The sequence below is a fragment of the Apilactobacillus apisilvae genome, assembly GCF_023380225.1.
GTDB classification, from domain to species: Bacteria; Bacillota; Bacilli; order Lactobacillales; family Lactobacillaceae; genus Apilactobacillus; species Apilactobacillus apisilvae.
This window is the reverse complement of sequence record NZ_CP093362.1, coordinates 433,585-453,408: the sequence shown is the minus strand read 5'-3', so window position 1 is coordinate 453,408 and position 19,824 is coordinate 433,585. Positions and strand designations below refer to the sequence as shown.

The 19,824-nt window shown below is 30.1% G+C and carries 17 protein-coding genes and 1 riboswitch; of the genes, 15 read left to right on the top strand and 2 right to left on the bottom strand.

Translation table 11 applies throughout. From position 1 onward, the window contains the following. Positions 1 to 16 precede the first annotated feature (16 nt). The 5 genes from rpoD to clpB all read left to right on the top strand — a co-directional run bounded on the left by rpoD (position 17) and on the right by clpB (position 6,655). On the top strand, positions 17 to 1,126 hold the full coding sequence (rpoD, locus tag MOO46_RS02300) for an RNA polymerase sigma factor RpoD (RefSeq protein WP_249511410.1): 1,110 nt from the start codon (positions 17 to 19) through the stop codon (positions 1,124 to 1,126). A 79-nt stretch (positions 1,127 to 1,205) separates the two neighbouring features. After that, positions 1,206 to 1,901, top strand: a complete 696-nt coding sequence (locus MOO46_RS02295; protein WP_249511409.1) for a tRNA (adenine(22)-N(1))-methyltransferase — start codon at positions 1,206 to 1,208, stop codon at positions 1,899 to 1,901. Next, positions 1,902 to 2,705: a Nif3-like dinuclear metal center hexameric protein gene (locus MOO46_RS02290; protein WP_249511408.1), complete on the top strand. Its 804-nt coding sequence runs from the start codon at positions 1,902 to 1,904 to the stop codon at positions 2,703 to 2,705. A 15-nt stretch (positions 2,706 to 2,720) separates the two neighbouring features. Further along, complete coding sequence (gene pepT / locus MOO46_RS02285; RefSeq protein ID WP_249511407.1) at positions 2,721 to 3,956, top strand: peptidase T; 1,236 nt, start codon at positions 2,721 to 2,723, stop codon at positions 3,954 to 3,956. 116 nt (positions 3,957 to 4,072) lie between these two features. Next, positions 4,073 to 6,655, top strand: a complete 2,583-nt coding sequence (gene clpB, locus MOO46_RS02280) for an ATP-dependent chaperone ClpB (protein WP_249511406.1) — start codon at positions 4,073 to 4,075, stop codon at positions 6,653 to 6,655. 61 nt (positions 6,656 to 6,716) lie between these two features. Here clpB and MOO46_RS02275 read toward each other — a convergent pair whose 3' ends face one another. Together MOO46_RS02275 and MOO46_RS02270 are read right to left on the bottom strand one after the other, a co-directional pair. Continuing rightward, positions 6,717 to 8,048, bottom strand: a complete 1,332-nt coding sequence (locus tag MOO46_RS02275; RefSeq protein WP_249510541.1) for an IS3 family transposase — start codon at positions 8,046 to 8,048, stop codon at positions 6,717 to 6,719. Positions 8,049 to 8,119: 71 nt separating this feature from the next. Next, positions 8,120 to 8,308: a DUF2929 family protein gene (locus tag MOO46_RS02270; RefSeq protein ID WP_249511405.1), complete on the bottom strand. Its 189-nt coding sequence runs from the start codon at positions 8,306 to 8,308 to the stop codon at positions 8,120 to 8,122. Positions 8,309 to 8,437: 129 nt separating this feature from the next. On the opposite strand from MOO46_RS02270, the gene dnaE reads away from it, so the two are divergent. The 10 genes from dnaE to MOO46_RS02220 all read left to right on the top strand — a co-directional run bounded on the left by dnaE (position 8,438) and on the right by MOO46_RS02220 (position 19,823). Next, a complete protein-coding gene (gene dnaE, locus MOO46_RS02265; protein ID WP_249511404.1) occupies positions 8,438 to 11,803 on the top strand; it encodes a DNA polymerase III subunit alpha in 3,366 nt (1,121 codons plus the stop codon). A gap of 125 nt (positions 11,804 to 11,928) precedes the next feature. Then, positions 11,929 to 13,689 (top strand): pyruvate kinase, encoded by a 1,761-nt coding sequence (pyk, locus tag MOO46_RS02260; RefSeq protein WP_249511403.1) that lies wholly within the window; start codon positions 11,929 to 11,931, stop codon positions 13,687 to 13,689. Positions 13,690 to 13,811: 122 nt separating this feature from the next. Next, positions 13,812 to 14,699, top strand: a complete 888-nt coding sequence (locus MOO46_RS02255; protein WP_249511402.1) for a CvfB family protein — start codon at positions 13,812 to 13,814, stop codon at positions 14,697 to 14,699. Positions 14,700 to 14,710: 11 nt separating this feature from the next. Continuing rightward, positions 14,711 to 15,598: a site-specific tyrosine recombinase XerD gene (gene xerD, locus MOO46_RS02250; protein ID WP_249511401.1), complete on the top strand. Its 888-nt coding sequence runs from the start codon at positions 14,711 to 14,713 to the stop codon at positions 15,596 to 15,598. 24 nt (positions 15,599 to 15,622) lie between these two features. Then, positions 15,623 to 15,985, top strand: coding sequence for an N-acetyltransferase (locus MOO46_RS02245; protein ID WP_249511400.1), 363 nt, complete (start codon positions 15,623 to 15,625; stop codon positions 15,983 to 15,985). Further along, the gene (locus MOO46_RS02240) at positions 15,969 to 16,700 is read left to right on the top strand and encodes a segregation and condensation protein A (RefSeq protein WP_249511399.1); all 732 of its coding nucleotides are present in this window, start codon (positions 15,969 to 15,971) and stop codon (positions 16,698 to 16,700) included. Before MOO46_RS02245 ends, MOO46_RS02240 begins: the two co-directional genes overlap by 17 nt. A gap of 11 nt (positions 16,701 to 16,711) precedes the next feature. Next, positions 16,712 to 17,248: an SMC-Scp complex subunit ScpB gene (gene scpB, locus MOO46_RS02235; RefSeq protein ID WP_249511398.1), complete on the top strand. Its 537-nt coding sequence runs from the start codon at positions 16,712 to 16,714 to the stop codon at positions 17,246 to 17,248. Beyond that, entirely contained in the window at positions 17,248 to 17,979 is a 732-nt protein-coding gene (locus MOO46_RS02230; protein ID WP_249511397.1) for a pseudouridine synthase, read from the top strand. Before scpB ends, MOO46_RS02230 begins: the two co-directional genes overlap by 1 nt. A gap of 50 nt (positions 17,980 to 18,029) precedes the next feature. After that, a riboswitch (FMN riboswitch) is annotated at positions 18,030 to 18,149 on the top strand. A 77-nt stretch (positions 18,150 to 18,226) separates the two neighbouring features. Next, a complete protein-coding gene (locus MOO46_RS02225) occupies positions 18,227 to 18,811 on the top strand; it encodes an ECF transporter S component (RefSeq protein WP_249511396.1) in 585 nt (194 codons plus the stop codon). Continuing rightward, positions 18,804 to 19,823: a helix-turn-helix domain-containing protein gene (locus MOO46_RS02220; RefSeq protein WP_249511395.1), complete on the top strand. Its 1,020-nt coding sequence runs from the start codon at positions 18,804 to 18,806 to the stop codon at positions 19,821 to 19,823. Before MOO46_RS02225 ends, MOO46_RS02220 begins: the two co-directional genes overlap by 8 nt. Position 19,824 lies beyond the last annotated feature (1 nt).

Sequence of the window (19,824 nt, the reverse complement as noted above, 5' to 3'; positions counted from 1 at the left end):
TTAGGAGGCATTTTTAATGGCTGGAAAATCAAACAAAAAAGAATTAAAAGAATCAGTTAATGCATTAATTAAAAAGCAAAAGAAAGTTGGACATGTAACATACGATGACTTAAATGATAGTATTGCAGTTCCATTTAAGTTAACTAAAAAGCAAATGTACAGTCTTTTAGAAAAAGTTGAAGATAAAGGTATTAGTGTTGTAGATGCAAATGGTGATCCCGATCCTAGAGCGCTTGAGGCTGCTAAAAAAGTTACTCAATCTGAATTGAAAAATTCATCATCAGCTCCAACTGGTGTTAAAATTAATGATCCGGTTAGAATGTATTTAAAAGAAATTGGTCGTGTTTCTCTTTTAACAGCAGATCAAGAAGTAGAATTAGCTTTAAGAATTGAAAAAGGTGACGAAGAAGCCAAACAAGAATTAGCTGAAGCTAACTTACGTTTAGTTGTTTCAATTGCCAAAAGATATGTAGGTCGTGGAATGCAATTCTTAGATTTAATTCAAGAAGGTAACATGGGACTTATGAAAGCCGTTGAAAAGTTTGATTACCGTAAGGGTTTCAAATTTTCAACTTATGCAACCTGGTGGATTAGACAAGCAATTACTCGTGCAATTGCTGACCAAGCTAGAACCATTAGAATTCCAGTTCATATGGTTGAAACCATTAATAAATTGATTAGAATTCAACGTCAATTACTCCAAGATTTAGGTCGTGAACCTACTCCTGAAGAAATTGGTGCTGAAATGGATATGCCAACACAAAAAGTTCGTGGTATTTTGAAAATATCTCAAGAACCAGTTTCTCTAGAAACACCAATTGGTGAAGAAGATGATTCTCATTTAGGTGATTTTATTGAAGATCAAGAGGCTACTAGCCCAGCTGATCATGCAGCCTATGAATTACTAAAAGAACAACTTGAAGGAGTTCTAGATACTTTAACTGACCGTGAAGAAAATGTATTGAGATTACGTTTTGGACTAGATGATGGACGTACTAGAACGCTTGAAGAAGTTGGAAAAGTATTTGGTGTTACCAGAGAAAGAATTAGACAAATTGAAGCAAAAGCTTTACGTAAATTACGTCATCCTTCACGTAGTAAACAATTAAAAGACTTTTTAGAATAACCATTCAAAACAGGTAGCAGTTAAGTTACCTGTTTTTTGTTATAATATATAGTAAATAATTTTAGAAAAAGGTGTTTAAATGGATGCAAATCACTTATCACAAAGATTGAAAAAAGTATCGGATTACGTTCCAATCAATGGTCGATTAGCCGATATAGGTTCAGACCATGCCTATTTACCCTTGTACTTAATGAAAAATGGTAAGTTAGATTACGCTATTGCAAGTGAAGTTGCCAAAGGTCCCTTACAAAACGCGGAATATGAGATTAATAAATCCGGACTATCTGATAAAATTGATACTCGATTAGCCAATGGATTATTATCAATTAAAACAGAGGATAATATTAATTGTGTTGCTATTGCAGGAATGGGTGGAATTTTAATTCATGATATTTTAGAAAATGGTCAAAACCATCTTAACGGCAATGAAACTTTAATTCTTCAGCCCAACGTTGGTGAGAGTATCGTTAGAGAATGGCTTATGAATAATTATTATGAAATTACCAATGAGCATATTTTAAGAGAAGATGGACATAATTATGAAATTATTGAAGCAAAAAAATGCAACGATAAAATGATTTACACGCTCGAAGAATTGAAGTTTGGTCCATTTTTATTAGCAGAAAAATCAGATGTCTTTATTGGAAAGTGGACTAATGAAATCAATCGTTTGAACAATATTATTAGTAGTATGGATAATATGAATTCTAAAAAGCCAACTGATAAAATAAATAATATGAAAAAAGAAATAAAAGAAATAAAAGAGGTCTTATAAATGAAAGTGTTTGATTTGGTAAAACAATTTGAAAAGTTTGCACCTAAGAGCATTGCGGTTGATGGTGATCCGATTGGTTTACAAATTGGTTCATTAAATCAAAATGTTCATAAAGTAATGACTACTTTAGATGTAAGACCTGAAGTTGTTGATGAGGCTATTAATAATCATGTTGATTTTATATTTTCCCATCATCCATTAATTTTTCGCCCTGCCAAAAATTTAGATTTAAGTATTCCACAAAATGAAATGTATGCCAAAATAATTGAACATCATATTACTGTATATTCAGCTCACACCAATCTAGATAATGCAATTAATGGGATGAATGATTGGCTTGCTGAAAGATTAAAATTAACTAACACTAAGGGCCTTGTTTATCAAAAAGAAATTAACAATCGAAAGTATTTTATGGGGCGTATTGGTGAATTACCCACAGAAATGAATGTATTAGATTTTGCTAACTTTTGTAAAAAGCAGTTTAAAGTTGAAGGATTAAGATTAATTAGCAACACGCCTAATAATTCGATTAAAAAAGTTGCTGTATTAGGTGGAGATGGTGGTAAATTCTTTAATATAGCAAAAAATAAGGGTGCAGATGTTTATGTAACAGGTGATGTTTATTATCATGTAGGTCATGATATTTTAGCTGATAAGTTTTCAGTAGTTGATCCAGGGCATCATATTGAAAGTATTTGTAGGCCTTATTTAGCAAAAATGTTTAGAGAATGGTCTAATCAGTTTGAATGGAATATAGATGTGATAGAATCTAGTTTAAATACTGATCCATTTACTTTTATTTAAAAGGAGCTAATTATTATGCATAAGTATGAATCCTTATTGCCAAGATTTTTAAGTTATGTTCAAATTAATACTCGTTCAAATGAAGAATCCAAAACAATTCCTTCATCAAATTTTGAGGTTGAATTTTTAAATGATTTAAAAGAACAATTAAAGTCAATTGGACTATCCAACGTAAGAACTAATGAGCGTAGCGGATACGTTTTCGCTACGTTACCATCTAATATTGATGGTAATGTCACCAAAATTGGCTTTATTTCACATGTTGATACAGCTGATTTTAATTCCGAAAATATTAATCCACAAATTATTGATCATTACGATGGTCAATCTAAAATTAAATTAGGCAATAGTGAATATACATTAGATCCAAAAGTTTTTTCCAGCCTTAAAAAGTATAAGGGTCAAACTCTTATCACTACTGATGGTAATACCTTATTAGGTGCTGATGATAAAGCAGGAGTTGCTGAAATTATTACATCAATGGATTATTTATTAAATCATCCGGAAATTAAACATGGTGAAATTGAAATTGCATTTGGCCCTGATGAAGAAATTGGCACTGGTGCCGATAACTTTGATGTAAAAGACTTTGGTGCCGATATTGCCTATACAGTTGATGGTGGATCTTTAGGCCAGTTACAGTACGAAACTTTTAATGCAGCATCTGCAGTCGTTAACATAAAAGGTACCGATGTTCATCCTGGTGAAGCTAAAAATGTAATGGTTAATGCTGCCTTATTAGGAATGCAATTTAACCAAAGCTTACCTAAATACGAAAGTCCCGAATATACTGATGGGCGTGAGGGATTTTACTTTCTAACTAATATTGAAGGAACTGTTGATCAAGCTAAATTAAGCTATATTATTAGAGACCATGATGAATCCAGATTTGAAAGTCGTAAGCAATACTTTAAAAAAATTGCCGATGAAATTAATGATAACTTTTCTGAAGATATCATATCTGTTGATATTAAAGATCAATATTATAATATGGCCAAAATTATTCATCAGGATATGTCAGTGGTAGATTTGGCTGAGAAAGCAATGAATAATGTTGGAATTAATCCAGATATTTTTCCTGTTCGTGGTGGTACTGATGGATCTAAGATTTCATTTATGGGTTTGCCAACACCTAATATTTTTGCTGGCGGTGAAAACATGCATGGGCGTTTTGAGTATGTTTCATTACAAACAATGGAAAAAGCATGTGATTTATTAATCGAAATTGCAAATTTAAATACTAAAAAATAATTGGTCAATAAAGGTCAAATTATTTTTAATTGAATTATCGTTTTGTTAATATAGTACTTGTGAGTTAAAAATTTACTCACAAGTATTTTTTTATTATTAAAGGTGGGTGGAATATATTGAATCCAGATGATTTAACAGAAGCGGTTACCCAAGCACTTGCAGAAGCACAAAAAGTAGCAGTTAACCGTAAACATCAAGAAATAACAATTGCACATTTATTTAAATTCTTAATTCAACCAGGTGAGTTAGCACGTCAAGTTTATTCTGGCTTAGGGTTAGATTTGAAATCTTTAGAAAAAGAAATTGATAATGAATTGGACGAAATTTCTACTGTAGAAGGTAGTAATATATCTTATGGTCAAAATATTTCATCTAGTATGTATCAATTAATTCAAAATGCTAATAAAATTAAAGATAAATTAGGCGATCAATATATTGCAATGGATACTTTAACCATTGCTTTGATGGATGTTAGTGGAAATAAGCTAGCTGATTATTTAAAAGATAAAGATATTAATAAACAAAAAGTTATAAATGAAGTTGAAAAAATTCGTGGAGGTGAAAAGGTGACTTCTAAAAACCAAGAAGATAACTTCCAGGCACTTAAAAAATATGGAGTGGATTTAGTTAAAGAAGCTCGTGCCGGAAAATTAGGACCAATTATTGGTCGTGATGAAGAAATTTTAGATGTAATTAGAATCTTATCAAGAATGACCAAGAATAACCCCATTCTTTTAGGTGACCCTGGTGTAGGTAAAACAGCTATTGTTGAAGGCCTAGCCAAACGAATTGCGGTCAATGATGTACCTGATAATTTAAAAGACAAACAATTATTTGAACTGGATATGAGTTCATTAATTGCTGGAGCCAAATATCGTGGTGAATTTGAAGAAAGATTGAAGGCAGTTTTAAAAGCAGTTAAAAAATCTGAGGGTAAAATCATCATGTTTATTGATGAAATTCACAATATTGTTGGAGCTGGTAAATCAGAAGGTAGTATGGATGCTGGTAACATGTTAAAGCCAATGCTAGCTCGTGGTGATTTACATTTAATCGGTGCAACAACATTAGATGAATACCGTAAATACCTTGAAAAAGATAAGGCTCTGGAACGTCGTTTCCAAAGAGTTAGTGTGAAAGAACCTAGTGTTGAAGATACAGTTACAATTCTACGTGGGATCAAAGAACGTTTAGAAATTCACCACGGAGTAAGAATTCATGATAATGCTCTAGTTTCAGCCGCAAAATTATCAGATCGTTATATTACAGATCGTTTTCTACCTGACAAAGCAATTGACTTGGTTGATGAAGCCTCATCAACAATTGAAGTAGAAATGAACTCTAGTCCAACTGAATTAGATCAAGCTCATCGTAAATTAATTCGTGCCGAAGTCGAAGAAGCAGCATTAAAAAATGAAACTGATGACGAATCTAAGAATCGTTTATCTAAATTGGAACCCGAATTAGCTGATTTAAAAGAAAAAGTTAATAATTTAAATGGTAGATGGCAACAAGAAAAAGCTTCTATTCAAAAATTAGGTGACAAGAAGCGTGAATTAGATCAAGCAAAGAATGATTTACAACAAGCTGAAAGTTCATATGACTTGAATAAAGCCGCGGTTTTACAACATGGGACTATTCCTAAGCTGGAAGATGAACTTAGCAAAATGGAAAGCCAAGATCATACTAATGATTGGCTGGTTAGTGAGTCAGTTACTGAAAATGAAATTGGGAATGTTTTAAGCCGTGAAACTGGAATTCCGGTTACTAGGTTGATGCAAGGTGAACGTTCTAAGCTTTTACATTTAGATGATAATTTACATCAACGTGTAATTGGTCAAGATGAAGCAGTAGAAGCCGTTTCAGATGCTGTTTTAAGATCAAGAGCTGGTTTGCAAGATCCAAGTAAGCCTTTAGGATCATTCCTATTTCTTGGACCTACTGGTGTTGGTAAAACTGAATTAGCTAAATCTTTAGCTGTTAACTTGTTCGATTCTGAAGACCATATGGTTAGAATCGACATGTCTGAATATATGGAAAAAGCTTCTGTCTCAAGATTAGTCGGTGCAGCTCCAGGATATGTTGGTTATGAAGAAGGTGGACAATTAACTGAGGCGGTTAGAAGAAATCCCTATACAATTGTATTGTTTGATGAAATTGAAAAAGCTCACCCAGATGTCTTCAATATCTTATTACAGGTATTGGATGATGGTAGATTAACTGATGGGCAAGGTCGAACAATTGATTTTAAGAATACAATTTTAATTATGACATCTAATTTAGGATCTGACATTTTATTAAATGGTACCGATGAAAATGGTGATATTAATGATAAAGCCAAGCAAGATGTTGATGATTTATTAAAAACTAGTTTTAAACCTGAATTTTTGAATCGAATTGATGATGTCATTATGTTTAAACCTTTATCATTAAATAATGTTAAATCTATTGTTAATAAGTTGATTGATAAGCTTTCTTTTCGTTTGAAAGATCAACAAATTACGATTAACATTAGCGATGAAGCACTAAGTTGGTTAGCAAACAATGGTTATGAACCTCAATATGGTGCTAGGCCATTACAGAGATTTGTTACTCGATATGTAGAAACACCACTAGCTAAAATGATTATTGGTAATAAAATAAAGCCTAAATCTACAATTAATATTAAATTAAACGATGATAAATTAATATTTGACTAAAATAAAAGAGCTTAAGCATTTTTTGCTTATGATGTGAACCCCAAAAGTTGGACAACTTTTACTAGGATATTAATCCCAAATATTTATTTGGTGACTGGTATCCTAGTTTTTCTTTTATTCTATTATTATTGTAATCCTTAATCCATACTTTCATGGCATGGATTAAGGATTCTTTTGTATTATAATGAACATTCATCATTTCACTTTTCATAATATGAAAAAATGATTCCATCTGTGCATTATCTAAGCATGTCCCTTTACGGGACATAGACTGAATCGCATTATATTTTTTCAATGTATTAACCCAACTATGATGTTGATATTGAAAACCTTGATCACTATGTACAATAGTTCTATAAGGTAATGATTTTAGATTAAGCATTGCTTCATTTAGTGCTTTTAAAGTAAAACTTACATTTGGATGTCTACTAATATTAAAAGATAATATTTTGTCTGAATATAAATCCATTACTGGTGATAAATAAACCCGATGGTTTATATCTTCATTGCCATATCTAAATTCACTAACATCAGTAGTAATTTTTTGACCAAATTTATTGGCTGTAAAATCACCATTTAATATATTATTAGCAATTCTGCCTACTTGACCTTTATATGAATTATACTTACGTTTGCGTCGACTAAACAATTTACATTGCCAATTATTACGTTTCATTATATTTTGTACACGTTTATGATTAATTTTCAGGCCTGATTGTCTTAATACTGCAGTTATTCTGCGATATCCGTAAGCAGCGTGCTTAATAATAATATTTTTGATTTTATTTTCAATGTAAGAATTATCATAAGAAAGCTTCGCTTTCTTCAAGTTATAGTAATAAACACTGCGAGAATATTGAATTACCTGTAAAATATAACTTTTAGATAAAGATTTTAATTGATTAATCAGCTTATGTACAACCTCAAATTTACTACTCTTAGGATGTTTCATTTGAATTTTTGTATACACATACTTAATCATGTATTCATTAGCTAAATTTTTTTGACATGAGGTTACTTTTAATTCAGTTTTCTGCATTTTAGGACGGCCACGTTTGTTGTATAATGAACGTATACCTTTAGTCTCCATTCTTCTCTGCCAAGTGAAGATGGTACTACTGGCAGATATATTGAAATGAAGTGCTGTTTCTGGATATGACTTTTGTTGAGTGTGCATCCAATTCAGCACTTTTATTTTATACTCACCAGAATACACTTTACCGTAATTTCTTACAATTAAACCCTTTAAGCCGTAGGCTTTATACATATTAATCCATAGTAAAACAGTACTAGGATTCACAATATTATATTTTTTACAAAGATAAGTGGAACCATATCCTTGTAGATATTCTAAAACAACATTTAATTTAAATTCATAACTAAATTTAACCAAAAAATGACCCCCAAAATATTGAACAATTTCTTGTCCAACTTTTGGGGGTCACTTCATTAGGCTCTTTTTTTCTATTTCGTTGCATTTCCAGAAATTGCAGTTACACCGTTAACTAAAATTAGTGCAGTAATTACTGTAACAACTGCGATAGTAGTTGAATTATATGCGTAATTTTCCAATTGGCTAACAATATATCCTATAATTTCACCGAAAATTGCAGACCAAAAAATAACTATTAAATTTTTAGAAACAAATCTCATTATTATCCACCTCGCAATTCATAAAAATTTTATCACAATTCGATTTACAAATACAGTTTCAAATACAAACGAGTTTTTCAGTTGTTATTATTTGTTATAATTATAAATATTAGAAAGGGATGATTATTAATGAACTATTCGCCACTTAATATTATTAGTTCTTATAGCTTACTACAAAGCACCATATCGATTGATAACTTAATTGAAGTTGCTAAACAAAGAGGCTATGATTCATTAGCATTAACAGATGAAAATGTTATGTATGGATCAATTGAATTTTATAATAAGTGTATACAAAATAATATTCATCCAATTATAGGGCTTACACTACAAGTAAATAATTTAAGCGAAATTAATGAAAAATGTCTGATTGTACTAATTGCTAAGAATAATCGCGGGTATCAAAATCTAATGCAGATTTCAACTAAAAAAATGACTGCTTCTAAGATTCTGGATATAAATGATTATTTAGAATTTTTATCCGATTTATTTATTATTGTTCCTAACTATGGTGAACTTTCAGCTTTAATTAAAAGAAATGATAAAGATACCTTATCTCAATTTATTGACACTTTATCTAAGTATACTAGTAAAAATGATATTTATTTTGGCTTTAGTGACATTGATATAGGAAATTATAGCAATAATATTGATATAATTAGTGATAATTTAGATATTAAAAAAATTGCTTTTGCTAAAAACAAGATTTTGGATAAGGAAGATTCCTTTGCCTTAAAAGTTCTTAACTGTGTTAATTCTGGCGAACGTTTGTCTAACCCATTACAGGAAAGCTCTTTATTTGACGATGATTGGTTAAAGCCCAAAGAAAATATTATTAATCATTTTTCATTTAACAATTACAGTGAAGCCATTCACAATAATGAAGAGATTATCAAAAATACTCACGTTGATATTGAAAAAAAACAACCACAATTGCCCACTTTTCAAAATGATAAAGGTATATCTTCTAAGGATTTTTTATATCAATTATGCCAAGTTGGCCTTAATAATCGTTTTAAGGAGCTCAACATTAATGAAAATAAACGTTCAAAATATTATGATCGTTTAAATTACGAGTTATCTGTTATTAATCGAATGGGTTTTGATGATTATTTTTTGATTGTTTGGGATGTTATTAACTATGCCCACAAAAATAAAATTATGACCGGACCAGGAAGGGGTTCTGCTGCTGGCTCTTTAGTTTCTTATTGCTTATATATTACTGATGTTGATCCAATTAGATATGATCTACTTTTTGAACGTTTCTTGAATGAAGAACGTGCACAAATGCCAGATATTGATTTGGATGTTCCAGATAATAAAAGAGAACAAATATTAAACTATGTTCATAATAAATATGGAGATAACCATGTTGCTCAAATTGTTACTTTTGGAACAATGGCGGCAAAACAGGTTTTAAGGGATGTTGGAAGAACTTTTGGTCTTGCTACTTATCAAATGAGTGATTGGAGCAATGCGATTCCAAGTAAGCAATTGCATGTTACTTTAGATGAAGCTTACCAACAATCGCAAAAACTAAAAAATTTAATTAGTGACAATGCACTTAATCGGTTATTATTTTTAACTGCTAGAAAGTTAGAGGGATTACCTAGACATTATTCTACACATGCAGCGGGATTAATTTTAAGTAAAAATGAACTTTTTAAGACTTCACCGCTCCAAAATGGTAATGAAGGAATTTTAATGACCCAATATTCAAAAAACTATGTTGAAGAAATTGGTTTACTTAAAATTGATTTCTTGGGTTTAAGAAATCTATCTTTGTTAGCTAATATTGTGGATCATGTAAAAACAGAAGTAGATAGTAACTTTAATATTAAAAAGATTAGTCTTTCGGATCAAAAAACTTTATCTTTATTTCAAAATGGAGATACCAATGGTATTTTCCAATTTGAGTCATCTGGAATCAAAAAAGTTCTAAAGGCATTACATCCAGAAGATTTTAACTTAGTTGCAGTAGTTGATGCTTTATATCGTCCAGGCCCAATGGGGAATATTGACACATTTATTAAAAGAAAAAAAGGTCAAGAAAAAGTATCATATGCTGATGAGACATTAAAACCTATTTTAGGACCCACGTTTGGGATTATTGTTTATCAAGAACAGGTTATGCGTGTTGCTTCCACTATGGGTGGATTTACATTGGGGGAAGCTGACTTACTTAGAAGGGCTATGAGTAAGAAAAAACATAACGTAATGGAATCTATGAAGAATAAATTTATTAATGGTGCCCTTAAAAAAGGTTATAATAATGAAATTGCTCAACAAACTTTTGATTACATTGAACAGTTTGCCAGCTATGGTTTTAATAAATCACATGCAATTGCTTATAGTAAAATGGCTTTTGATTTGGCTTATTTAAAGTCACATTATAGTATTCAGTTTTTTGTTAGTATTCTAAATTCAGTTTTGAATAACACTAAAAAGATAAAAATCTATTTATCTGAAATTAAAAAACGCAATATTGAAGTCTGTGGACCTAATATTAACTTGAGTTATAGTCACTTTAAATATTTCAAACATAAAATTATTTTTGGTTTAAGTTCTATCAAAGGTATTCGTAGTGATTTTGTTAGAGATTTAATTAATGAACGTGATAAGAATGGTAAATTTAAAAGCCTATCAGAATTCTTGCATAGAATTGATCCTAAATATCGTAAAATTGATTTGATGAAAGGACTTATATATTCAGGTGCAATGGATAATTTTGGATACCATCGTTCTGAACTTCTAGCATCAATTAATGAATTTATTGAATCAATTAATTTAAGTGGAAATTCCTTAGAATTATTTGATGCCTTAAGACCCAAGATAAAGCATTTTGATGAATTAAAAGAAAATGAAAAATTACAGAAGGAAAATGAATATTTGGGCGCTTATTTATCTGGGCATCCAGTCGAACAGTATCTTGACTTTTTGGGTGAATTTAAAATTGTATCATCAGATAATATTGCCAATGCAAATAATGAACTTTATACAATACTTTATTTGGACTCAATAAAGCAGATTAGGACTAAAAATGGTAAACAAATGGCTTTTGCTCATGGAACCGATCTATCTGGTGAGATTAATATTACAATTTTTCCCAATGTTTATTCTAATGTAATTAATTGGATAAAATCTGGGATGGTTATTCTAGTAAAAGGAAAATCAGAAAAAAGGAATAATATTCAGGTTATTGCTAATAAAATATATCCGGCCGCTAATATTAAAAGTAAGATTATTAAAGAAAATAATTATAGTAAAGATAATAAGTGGTATTTAAAAATTGACAAAAATCATGACTCTAATGAAAATTTGAATGCCTTGTATCAAGAAATTAGCAAAAATCATGGAAATCATTCAGTTATTATTTTTAGAACTAGAAATGACCAAAAAACCTTATTAAATGAAAAATTTAATTTAAAATATAGTCACTATCTATATTCAAAACTAATTGAATTATTAGGTGAAAGTAATGTTGTTTATAAATGAAAAATTATTGTTAAAACTATAAAGAAAATAGCAGACATAAATTTTAAAAAGTGATACAATAACTTTGAAACCTATTATGTATTAGATATTGATTTTAATACAAAATAAAAGGAGAGATTTTACTTATGAAAAAAACAAAAATCGTAAGTACATTAGGACCAAAAAGTAATAGCGTTGATATCATCGCTAGCTTAATTGAATCAGGTGCTAATGTTTTCAGATTTAATTTTTCACACGGTGATCATGAAGAACATTTAGGTCGTTTAAATAAAGTTCATGAAGCTGAAAAGAAAACTGGTAAATCAATGGGAATCATGCTTGACACCAAGGGTGCTGAAATTCGTACCACTGAACAAGAAGATGGCAAAATTGATTTTCATACAGACGATCAATTCAGAATTTCAATGGACAGTAGCCTAAAGGGTACTAAAGACAAAATTGCTGTTACTTACCCAGGTTTATTAAATGATGTTAAAGTGGGCGGTCATGTTTTATTTGATGATGGTATTTTAGATGCTGTTGTTGATGAAAAAGATGAAGAAAACAATGAATTAGTTGTTACTGCTCAAAACAATGCTGTTTTAGGTTCACGTAAGACTGTTGATGCACCAGGTGTATCAATCAACTTACCAGGTATTACTGAAAAGGATTCAGATGATATTACATTTGGTCTTTCAGAAATGAACATTAACTACATTGCTGCTTCATTCGTAAGAAAACCTCAAGATATTATGGATATCCGTAAGCTACTTGAAAAAGAACATATGGAAGATGTTCAAATCTTCCCTAAGATTGAATCACAAGAAGGAATTGATAACTTTGAAGAAATCATGAAGGTTTCTGATGGTTTAATGATTGCTCGTGGAGACATGGCTGTTGAAATTCCTGCTGAAAATGTTCCAATCGTTCAAAAACATTTAATTCACAGATGTAACGAAATGGGTAAACCAGTTATTACTGCTACTCAAATGTTAGATTCAATGATTGAAAATCCACGTCCTACACGTGCTGAAGCTTCAGATGTTGAATATGCTGTTTTAACTGGTACTGATGCTACTATGCTTTCAGGTGAAAGTGCTAATGGTGCTTACCCAACTAAAGCTGTTCAAATGATGAGTAAGTTGAACGTTAAAGCTGAAGACCATTACAATGAATACGGTGACAAACGTCCTGAATTCACAAATGGTGATGTAACTGAAGCATTTGGTAAACAAGTTGCTCAAATGGCTAAAGATTTAGACATTAACACAATTGTTACTACTACTACTACTGGTTACTCAGCTCGTATGATTTCAAAATACCATCCAAATGCTGATATTTTAGCATTAACTTTCGATGACCGTGTTCGTCGTGGTTTAACAGTTAACTGGGGTGTTCAACCAATTGTTGTTGACAAACCAGAAACTACTGATGGTATGTTCGACTTTGCTGCTAAAAAAGCTGTTGAAACTGGATTAGCTAAAGAAGGCGAATTAGTATTAATCGTTGCTGGTGTTCCAGTTGGCGAAAAAGGTACTACTAATGTTATGCGTGTTAAGTTAATTGGTTCAGAATTGACTCAAGGTCAAGGAATCGGTGACAAGGCAGTTATTGGTAAAGCTTTTTTAGCAAGTAACGCTACCGAAGCTAACAGCAAAGCTGTAGACGGTGGCGTGTTAGTAGCTAAGAATACTAACAAAGACTTTTTACAAGCTATGAAGAAAGCAAGCGCAATTATCGTTGAAAATGGTGGAATGACATCACACGCAGCGGTAGTTGGTATTTCATTAGGTATTCCAGTTATCGTTAGTGCAACTGGCGCAACTGAAAATATCTCAGATGGACAAACTGTTACTGTTGACTCTCGTCGTGGAATTGTATACAGTGGCGCTGCTAATTCATTGTAATAATTAAATATAATTATTAATTAAAGAGGATGCGTATTTTACGCATCCTCTTTTTTAACTATCGAAATATTATGTAAATTAGTGTAGAATTGTATTATAAATAATCGAAATGAGGTATATTAATGAACAATATTTTAGGTAGAGCTGTTTCTGGTAATGTAACCGATGAAAATGATAAAAGCTATTTTGTTCAAGTAGATGGAATAACATTTTTATTAGATAAATCAGAAATTATTAACCCCTTGCATATTGGTAGCAAATTTAGTGGATTTGCTTATGAAAATGAAGATCATAAAATGCAAATGACAAGGAATGCACCTAAAGTTCAAATTGATAAGTTTGCTTTTGGTCAAGTTGTACAAAGTAAACATGGATTAGGCGTTTTTGTTAATATTGGTCTTCCTAATAAAGATATCGCTGTTTCAATTGATGACTTGCCCGAGTTAACTAAACTATGGCCCAAATATGGTGACTATTTAATGATTGCATTAAAAGTGGATAAAAAGGGTCGTATTTGGGGAGAACTAGCTGACGAACAAGTATTTCAAGATATTTCTACTCCTGGTAGCCGTGATTTAATGAATCATAATTTAATGGCAACTACTTATCGATTAAAAATGGCTGGAACTCGTGTTATTACTGATGATTACCATTTAGGATTCATTCACCCAAGTGAACGGGACATTGAACCTAATCTTGGAAAGCATGTTCAAGTTAGAGTTATTGGTATATTACGTGATGGTAGCTTGAACTTATCTATGAAGCCTCGTGGTTACGAAGCTATTGATGGTGATTCAAAAATGATTTTTGCAGTTTTAAAACACGCAGATAATTATCAAGTTAACTATACAGATAAAAGTAAGCCTGAAGATATTAAACAATTTTTTGGTATTAGTAAAGGACAATTTAAACGCGCAATTGGTCACCTATTAAAGGGTCGTTTAGTAGAACAGTCAGACGGCATTTTAAAATTGACTGAAAAAGGTATTGAAACTGAAGTTGAGGATTAAACGAGTGTTTTATGGATGAAGTGATTAAAGATTATTTGCATTTTTTAACTATTGAACGTGGGCTATCTGAGAATACAATTAAAAGCTACCGTCAAGATTTATTTGAATTCTATGATTATGTATATAAGCAAAAAATTGATAATATAAAAAATGTGGATTCTGATTTAATTTTAAAATACATGAAGTATATGAAAGAAAATGATAAAGCTAGGAATTCTATCATTAGGTTTATTTCCACTATGAGAAAATTTTTTCAGTACTTATTGCGTTTTAAATATATCGATAACAATCCAATGATTAAAATTGATACACCTAAGCCAGCACAGCACTTTCCTTCTGTTTTAACGGTTGCAGAAGTTGATAAACTATTAACAGTTCCAAATACTAATGATAAGTATGGTATTCGTGATCGTGCAATTTTAGAGGTTATGTATGCTACTGGTTTACGAGTAAGTGAAATGATTCATTTAAAAATGGATAATTTACATTTGGAAATGGGGATTATTCAAACCGTCGGTAAGGGTGATAAGGAAAGAATTATTCCGATTGGATCTGAAGCTATTAATTGGATTAATTTTTATATTGGTCATAGTCGCAATTTTTTATTAAAGAATCGACATAGTGATTATTTGTTTTTAAATGCTCATGGTGGTGGACTGAGCCGTCAAAGTATTTGGCAAAAAATAAAACGCGATGTTGCTTTAGCTGGAATTAATAAGAAAGTAACTCCCCATACATTACGGCATTCTTTTGCTACTCATATATTAGAAAATGGCGCTGACTTAAGGATTGTTCAAGAATTATTAGGACACTCAGATATTTCTACTACACAAATATACACTCATGTATCTCATGAACATTTAAGTAAGTCTTTTAATAAGTACCATCCACGAGCATAATTTTAATTGAAGAGGATTTTTAAAATGTTATTAAAGTATCGTAGTGAATATGAAAAAATAGTAATGGATATGTTATCTTTTCTACCTAATATGACTAATGAACATCTCAAAAATGAATTAGAGTGGTATAAGGCATCTGATCAACGAATTATTTACTTATGGAAAAATGAAAATAATAATTGGGCAGGAATGCTTTGCGTTGAGTGTAATAAAGATCTATTAGTGGTTCGTCGAATTATATTGACTCCTGATTCTTGGAGTATGAATAATTGTTGTATAATGTTAAATCAATTAACTGATTTACATATTAATAAACGAATTGTAGGTACAATGGATACTACTGAGATATGCGAAATCTGGGAGAAACGTAATGCAACTAAAAAATGATATAATAAATATTCATATTAACGATTTTGATGGGCCATTGGAACTATTATTACATCTTATTAAAAAGTCGCAAATGGATATTTATGATATTAAAATTGAAAAAATTACTAATCAATATGTTGAATATTTAGATAAAATGAAAAATTTAAATGTTGAAATAATTGGTGAATATTTTGTTATGGCATCTAACTTGATGGTTATCAAATCTAAACTTTTATTGCCAAAAAAAGAACCAATTGATGATAATGATGATTATGAAGATCCTAGAGATGAATTAGTTAATCGGTTGTTAATTTATCAACAATATAAGGAAGCTTCAAAATTTTTAAAAAAAATGAATTATAGTAATAATTTACACCATAGTATCGATGCTAAAGTTCCCAGTGCCAGTCAAATTATAGAAGCTAATAACAATAAAAGCATGGATGCATCAATTTTAAAAGAAGCATTCCAGTCAATTATTATAAAACGCCATGAAAATCATACTTATGTTCATGAAATTCATGAATGGCAGTATACAGTTAAAGAACAAACTTTATGGATAATAAATAAATTATCTAATGTTATCAGTATTGAATTTGAACAATTATTTGAATCAAATTCAAACTTAGAAAAAGTAGTAACTACTTTTTTATCAGCGCTTGAATTGGTCAAAGAAAAACAGATTTTTTTTGATAAAGTAAACGGTAAAATATATATTCACAAAATAGAGTAGGAGAATAAAATTTGTTAAGTGATTTAGCAAAAATTAGTGGTTTGATTTATATTTCTGGTGATGAGGGTACTTCAATATCTAAGCTTCAAAAAGCTACTAATATTTCTGCAAAAGAAATTAAGCTAGCCATCGACAAATTAAAAATGGACTTAGATAATGATATAAATAGTCCTTTCAGTATTTTTGAATATAATAGTAAATATCTTTTTGCTACAAAAAGTGAATTAGATGAATTATTACAAAAATATATTGTTAATGGAAATCAAGGGATTTCTTTAACCCAAACCTCATTAGAAGTTTTAACTATTATTTCTTATAGTCAGCCAATTACTCGTATTGAAATTGATGATATTAGAGGCGTTAATAGTAATAAAACTATTCAAAAATTAATTAAACAATCGCTAATTAAAACTAATGGTCATAAGGAAGTTCCAGGAAATCCAAAATTATATGAAGTTACTGATAACTTTTTTAAATTATTTGGATTATCTAGCTTAGAAGAATTGCCAAAAATTGATCAAAGTTTGCTCACTAAGGAGGAAAAATAATGGCCGATAGATTACAGAAAGTGATGGCAAGAGCTGGAGTTGCATCTAGAAGAAAGTCAGAATCAATTATTGCTTCTGGTAGGGTTACGGTTAACAAAAAAGTGGTTACCGAATTAGGAACTAAAGTTAAAGTTTCAGATTCTGTTGAAGTTGATGGCTTGCCAATTGGAAAAGAAAGAAAAGTATATTTTCTTTTATATAAGCCTAGAAGAATTATTTCTTCGGCTTCAGATGAAAAGAAACGTAAGACAGTTGTGGATTTTTTTGAAGGTATTCCTGAAAGAATTTATCCAGTTGGTCGTTTAGATTACGATACCTCAGGTCTTATTTTATTAACTAATGATGGTGAATTAGACAATCGTTTAACCCATCCAAAATATGAAGTAGAAAAAACATATGTAGCTAAAGTAGAAGGTATTCCAACTAATGATGAGCTTAAGCAGTTAAGACTAGGAATTAAAATTAATGGTAAAAAAACTAGTCCAGCTAAAACTAATGTTTTAGAAACTGATCCTAAGAAAAAAACTTCGGTTGTGCAGTTAACTATTCATGAAGGTAAAAATCATGAAGTTAAAAATTTATTTAAGGCCATTAAACATCCAGTGCAAAAGTTAAAGCGTGAATCATATGCATTTTTAAACTTGAGAGGCCTTCAATCAGGAGAATTTAGGCCCTTAAAAAAATATGAAGTTGAAAAATTATATGAAATTACTGATAACAAGCACAAATGATTGTTTTTATTTTAATGATCTGTTAAGGTACTAATAATAAAATAATGATGGTTTATCTTCAGGGCAGGGTTGAATTCCCGACCGGCGGTATAGCCCGCTACCTATCTCATGATAGTTGATTTGGTTAAATTCCAAAGCCGACAGTATAGTCTGGTATAAAGAAGATCTGCTTTTAGTGTGTAAAAAGGCCCTGTTAAATATAACAGGGCCTTTTTTGAAGATAATCCGCAAAGCGGAGGTATGTTTTATGTCTAGTAGAAAAGGTTTTAATTTACAACGAATTATTCAGATATCGGTTTTAAGTGGTTTAGCTTATTTGCTTTCTTATCTGTCAATTTCGATTATTCCAATTGCACCATATATGAAGCTGGATTTTGGTGATATTCCAATTTTGTTGGCTGCAATTTTACTATCTACTAGTAGTGGTGTAATTGTAGCTTTGATGAGAGCATTTCTATACTTTGTTTTTACAGGGCCATCAATTATTAATTTAATTGGGATCTCATCGTTACTATTAGCTAGTTTAACCATTGTATTTTCAATTGCTTTAGTAAATAAAATCATTAAAGGTAAATTTAAGTATCCTTTAATGATTATTATAGAAACAATTTGTTTAACAGTTATAATGAGTTTAGCAAATTACTTTATAATTACACCACTTTATGTACAACTTGCTGGATTTCAATTGAACTTTAGTCTTGTAAATTCTATATTATATGCAGTTGTTCCATTTAATATTATTAAAGGTATTTTCATTGGAGTTATTTTTGTTTTAATTTTTAGTCGTAGAAAATCTTGGTTTAGATATGGAGATAATAATTCAAATGAATGATGATTTAATGATTGTTTTGTTATCCATTAGTCAGCCTAGAAGAACAAAACTTATTGATAACCTTCTTATGGGTAAAAAAACAGTTTCCACTTTGTTTTGGGGTAATCAATATGGACTATTGAAATATTCTGGAATCTTTAAGGGAATTAATATTGATAGTGAAAAAACTGTTAATTCTTTAATTCATGATGGCTATGTTAAAAATTATGATAAATATCAATTTCTATTAACTAAAAAGGGTAATGCTAAAAAGGATTCTATTATTGAATCCTTTTATTTTCCCAAAGAATTATCTAGTCAATATTATTACGATGTTTTTACTTTTCAAGAACGTTTTTTATTATTAATTCAAGTTATTTCTGAGTATAGTTATCAAAATGTTAATTACTATCCATTGCAAACTAATTTTGAAAATACTAATTTAATAAAAAGTTTTTTTCATGATTTTAAGCAGCAACACATTGTTGAATTCATCTATAAATTGATAACACAATTTTTACAATCTGTTGATGAAGATAAAGCCAATCTTTTTGCCAATTTATTGATAGGTCACGATAATTATGGATTAACTGATGATCAATTAAAAAGTCATTATCAAATTTCTTTAGTTGAAACCTATTTCATTAAATATGATTTATGGATTTTATTAATAAAATTTATTAGTATACGAAAAGACGGACTTAGTAAATTCCTTTTAAAAAATATTGTGAAAAGTAGAATTAGCAATAGTGCTAATAACACTTTAAAATATTTTAATGAAGACTACTCATTGTCATATATTAGTAATCAAAATAACATAAAAATTTCAACCGTAAAAGAACATTTGTTAGAAAATGCAATTATTTTAAGTAAAGAACAGTTTCCATACACGAAGTTGTTAAGTAATGAAGATATTAAATTATTGAATTTTACTTACCATGGCATTTTGGTAGACGATTGGCAATTTATTAAAGTTAAGGGGAAAATAGATTTTTTTGCATTTAGGTTATATCAAATATTAAGGAGTAAGTAGT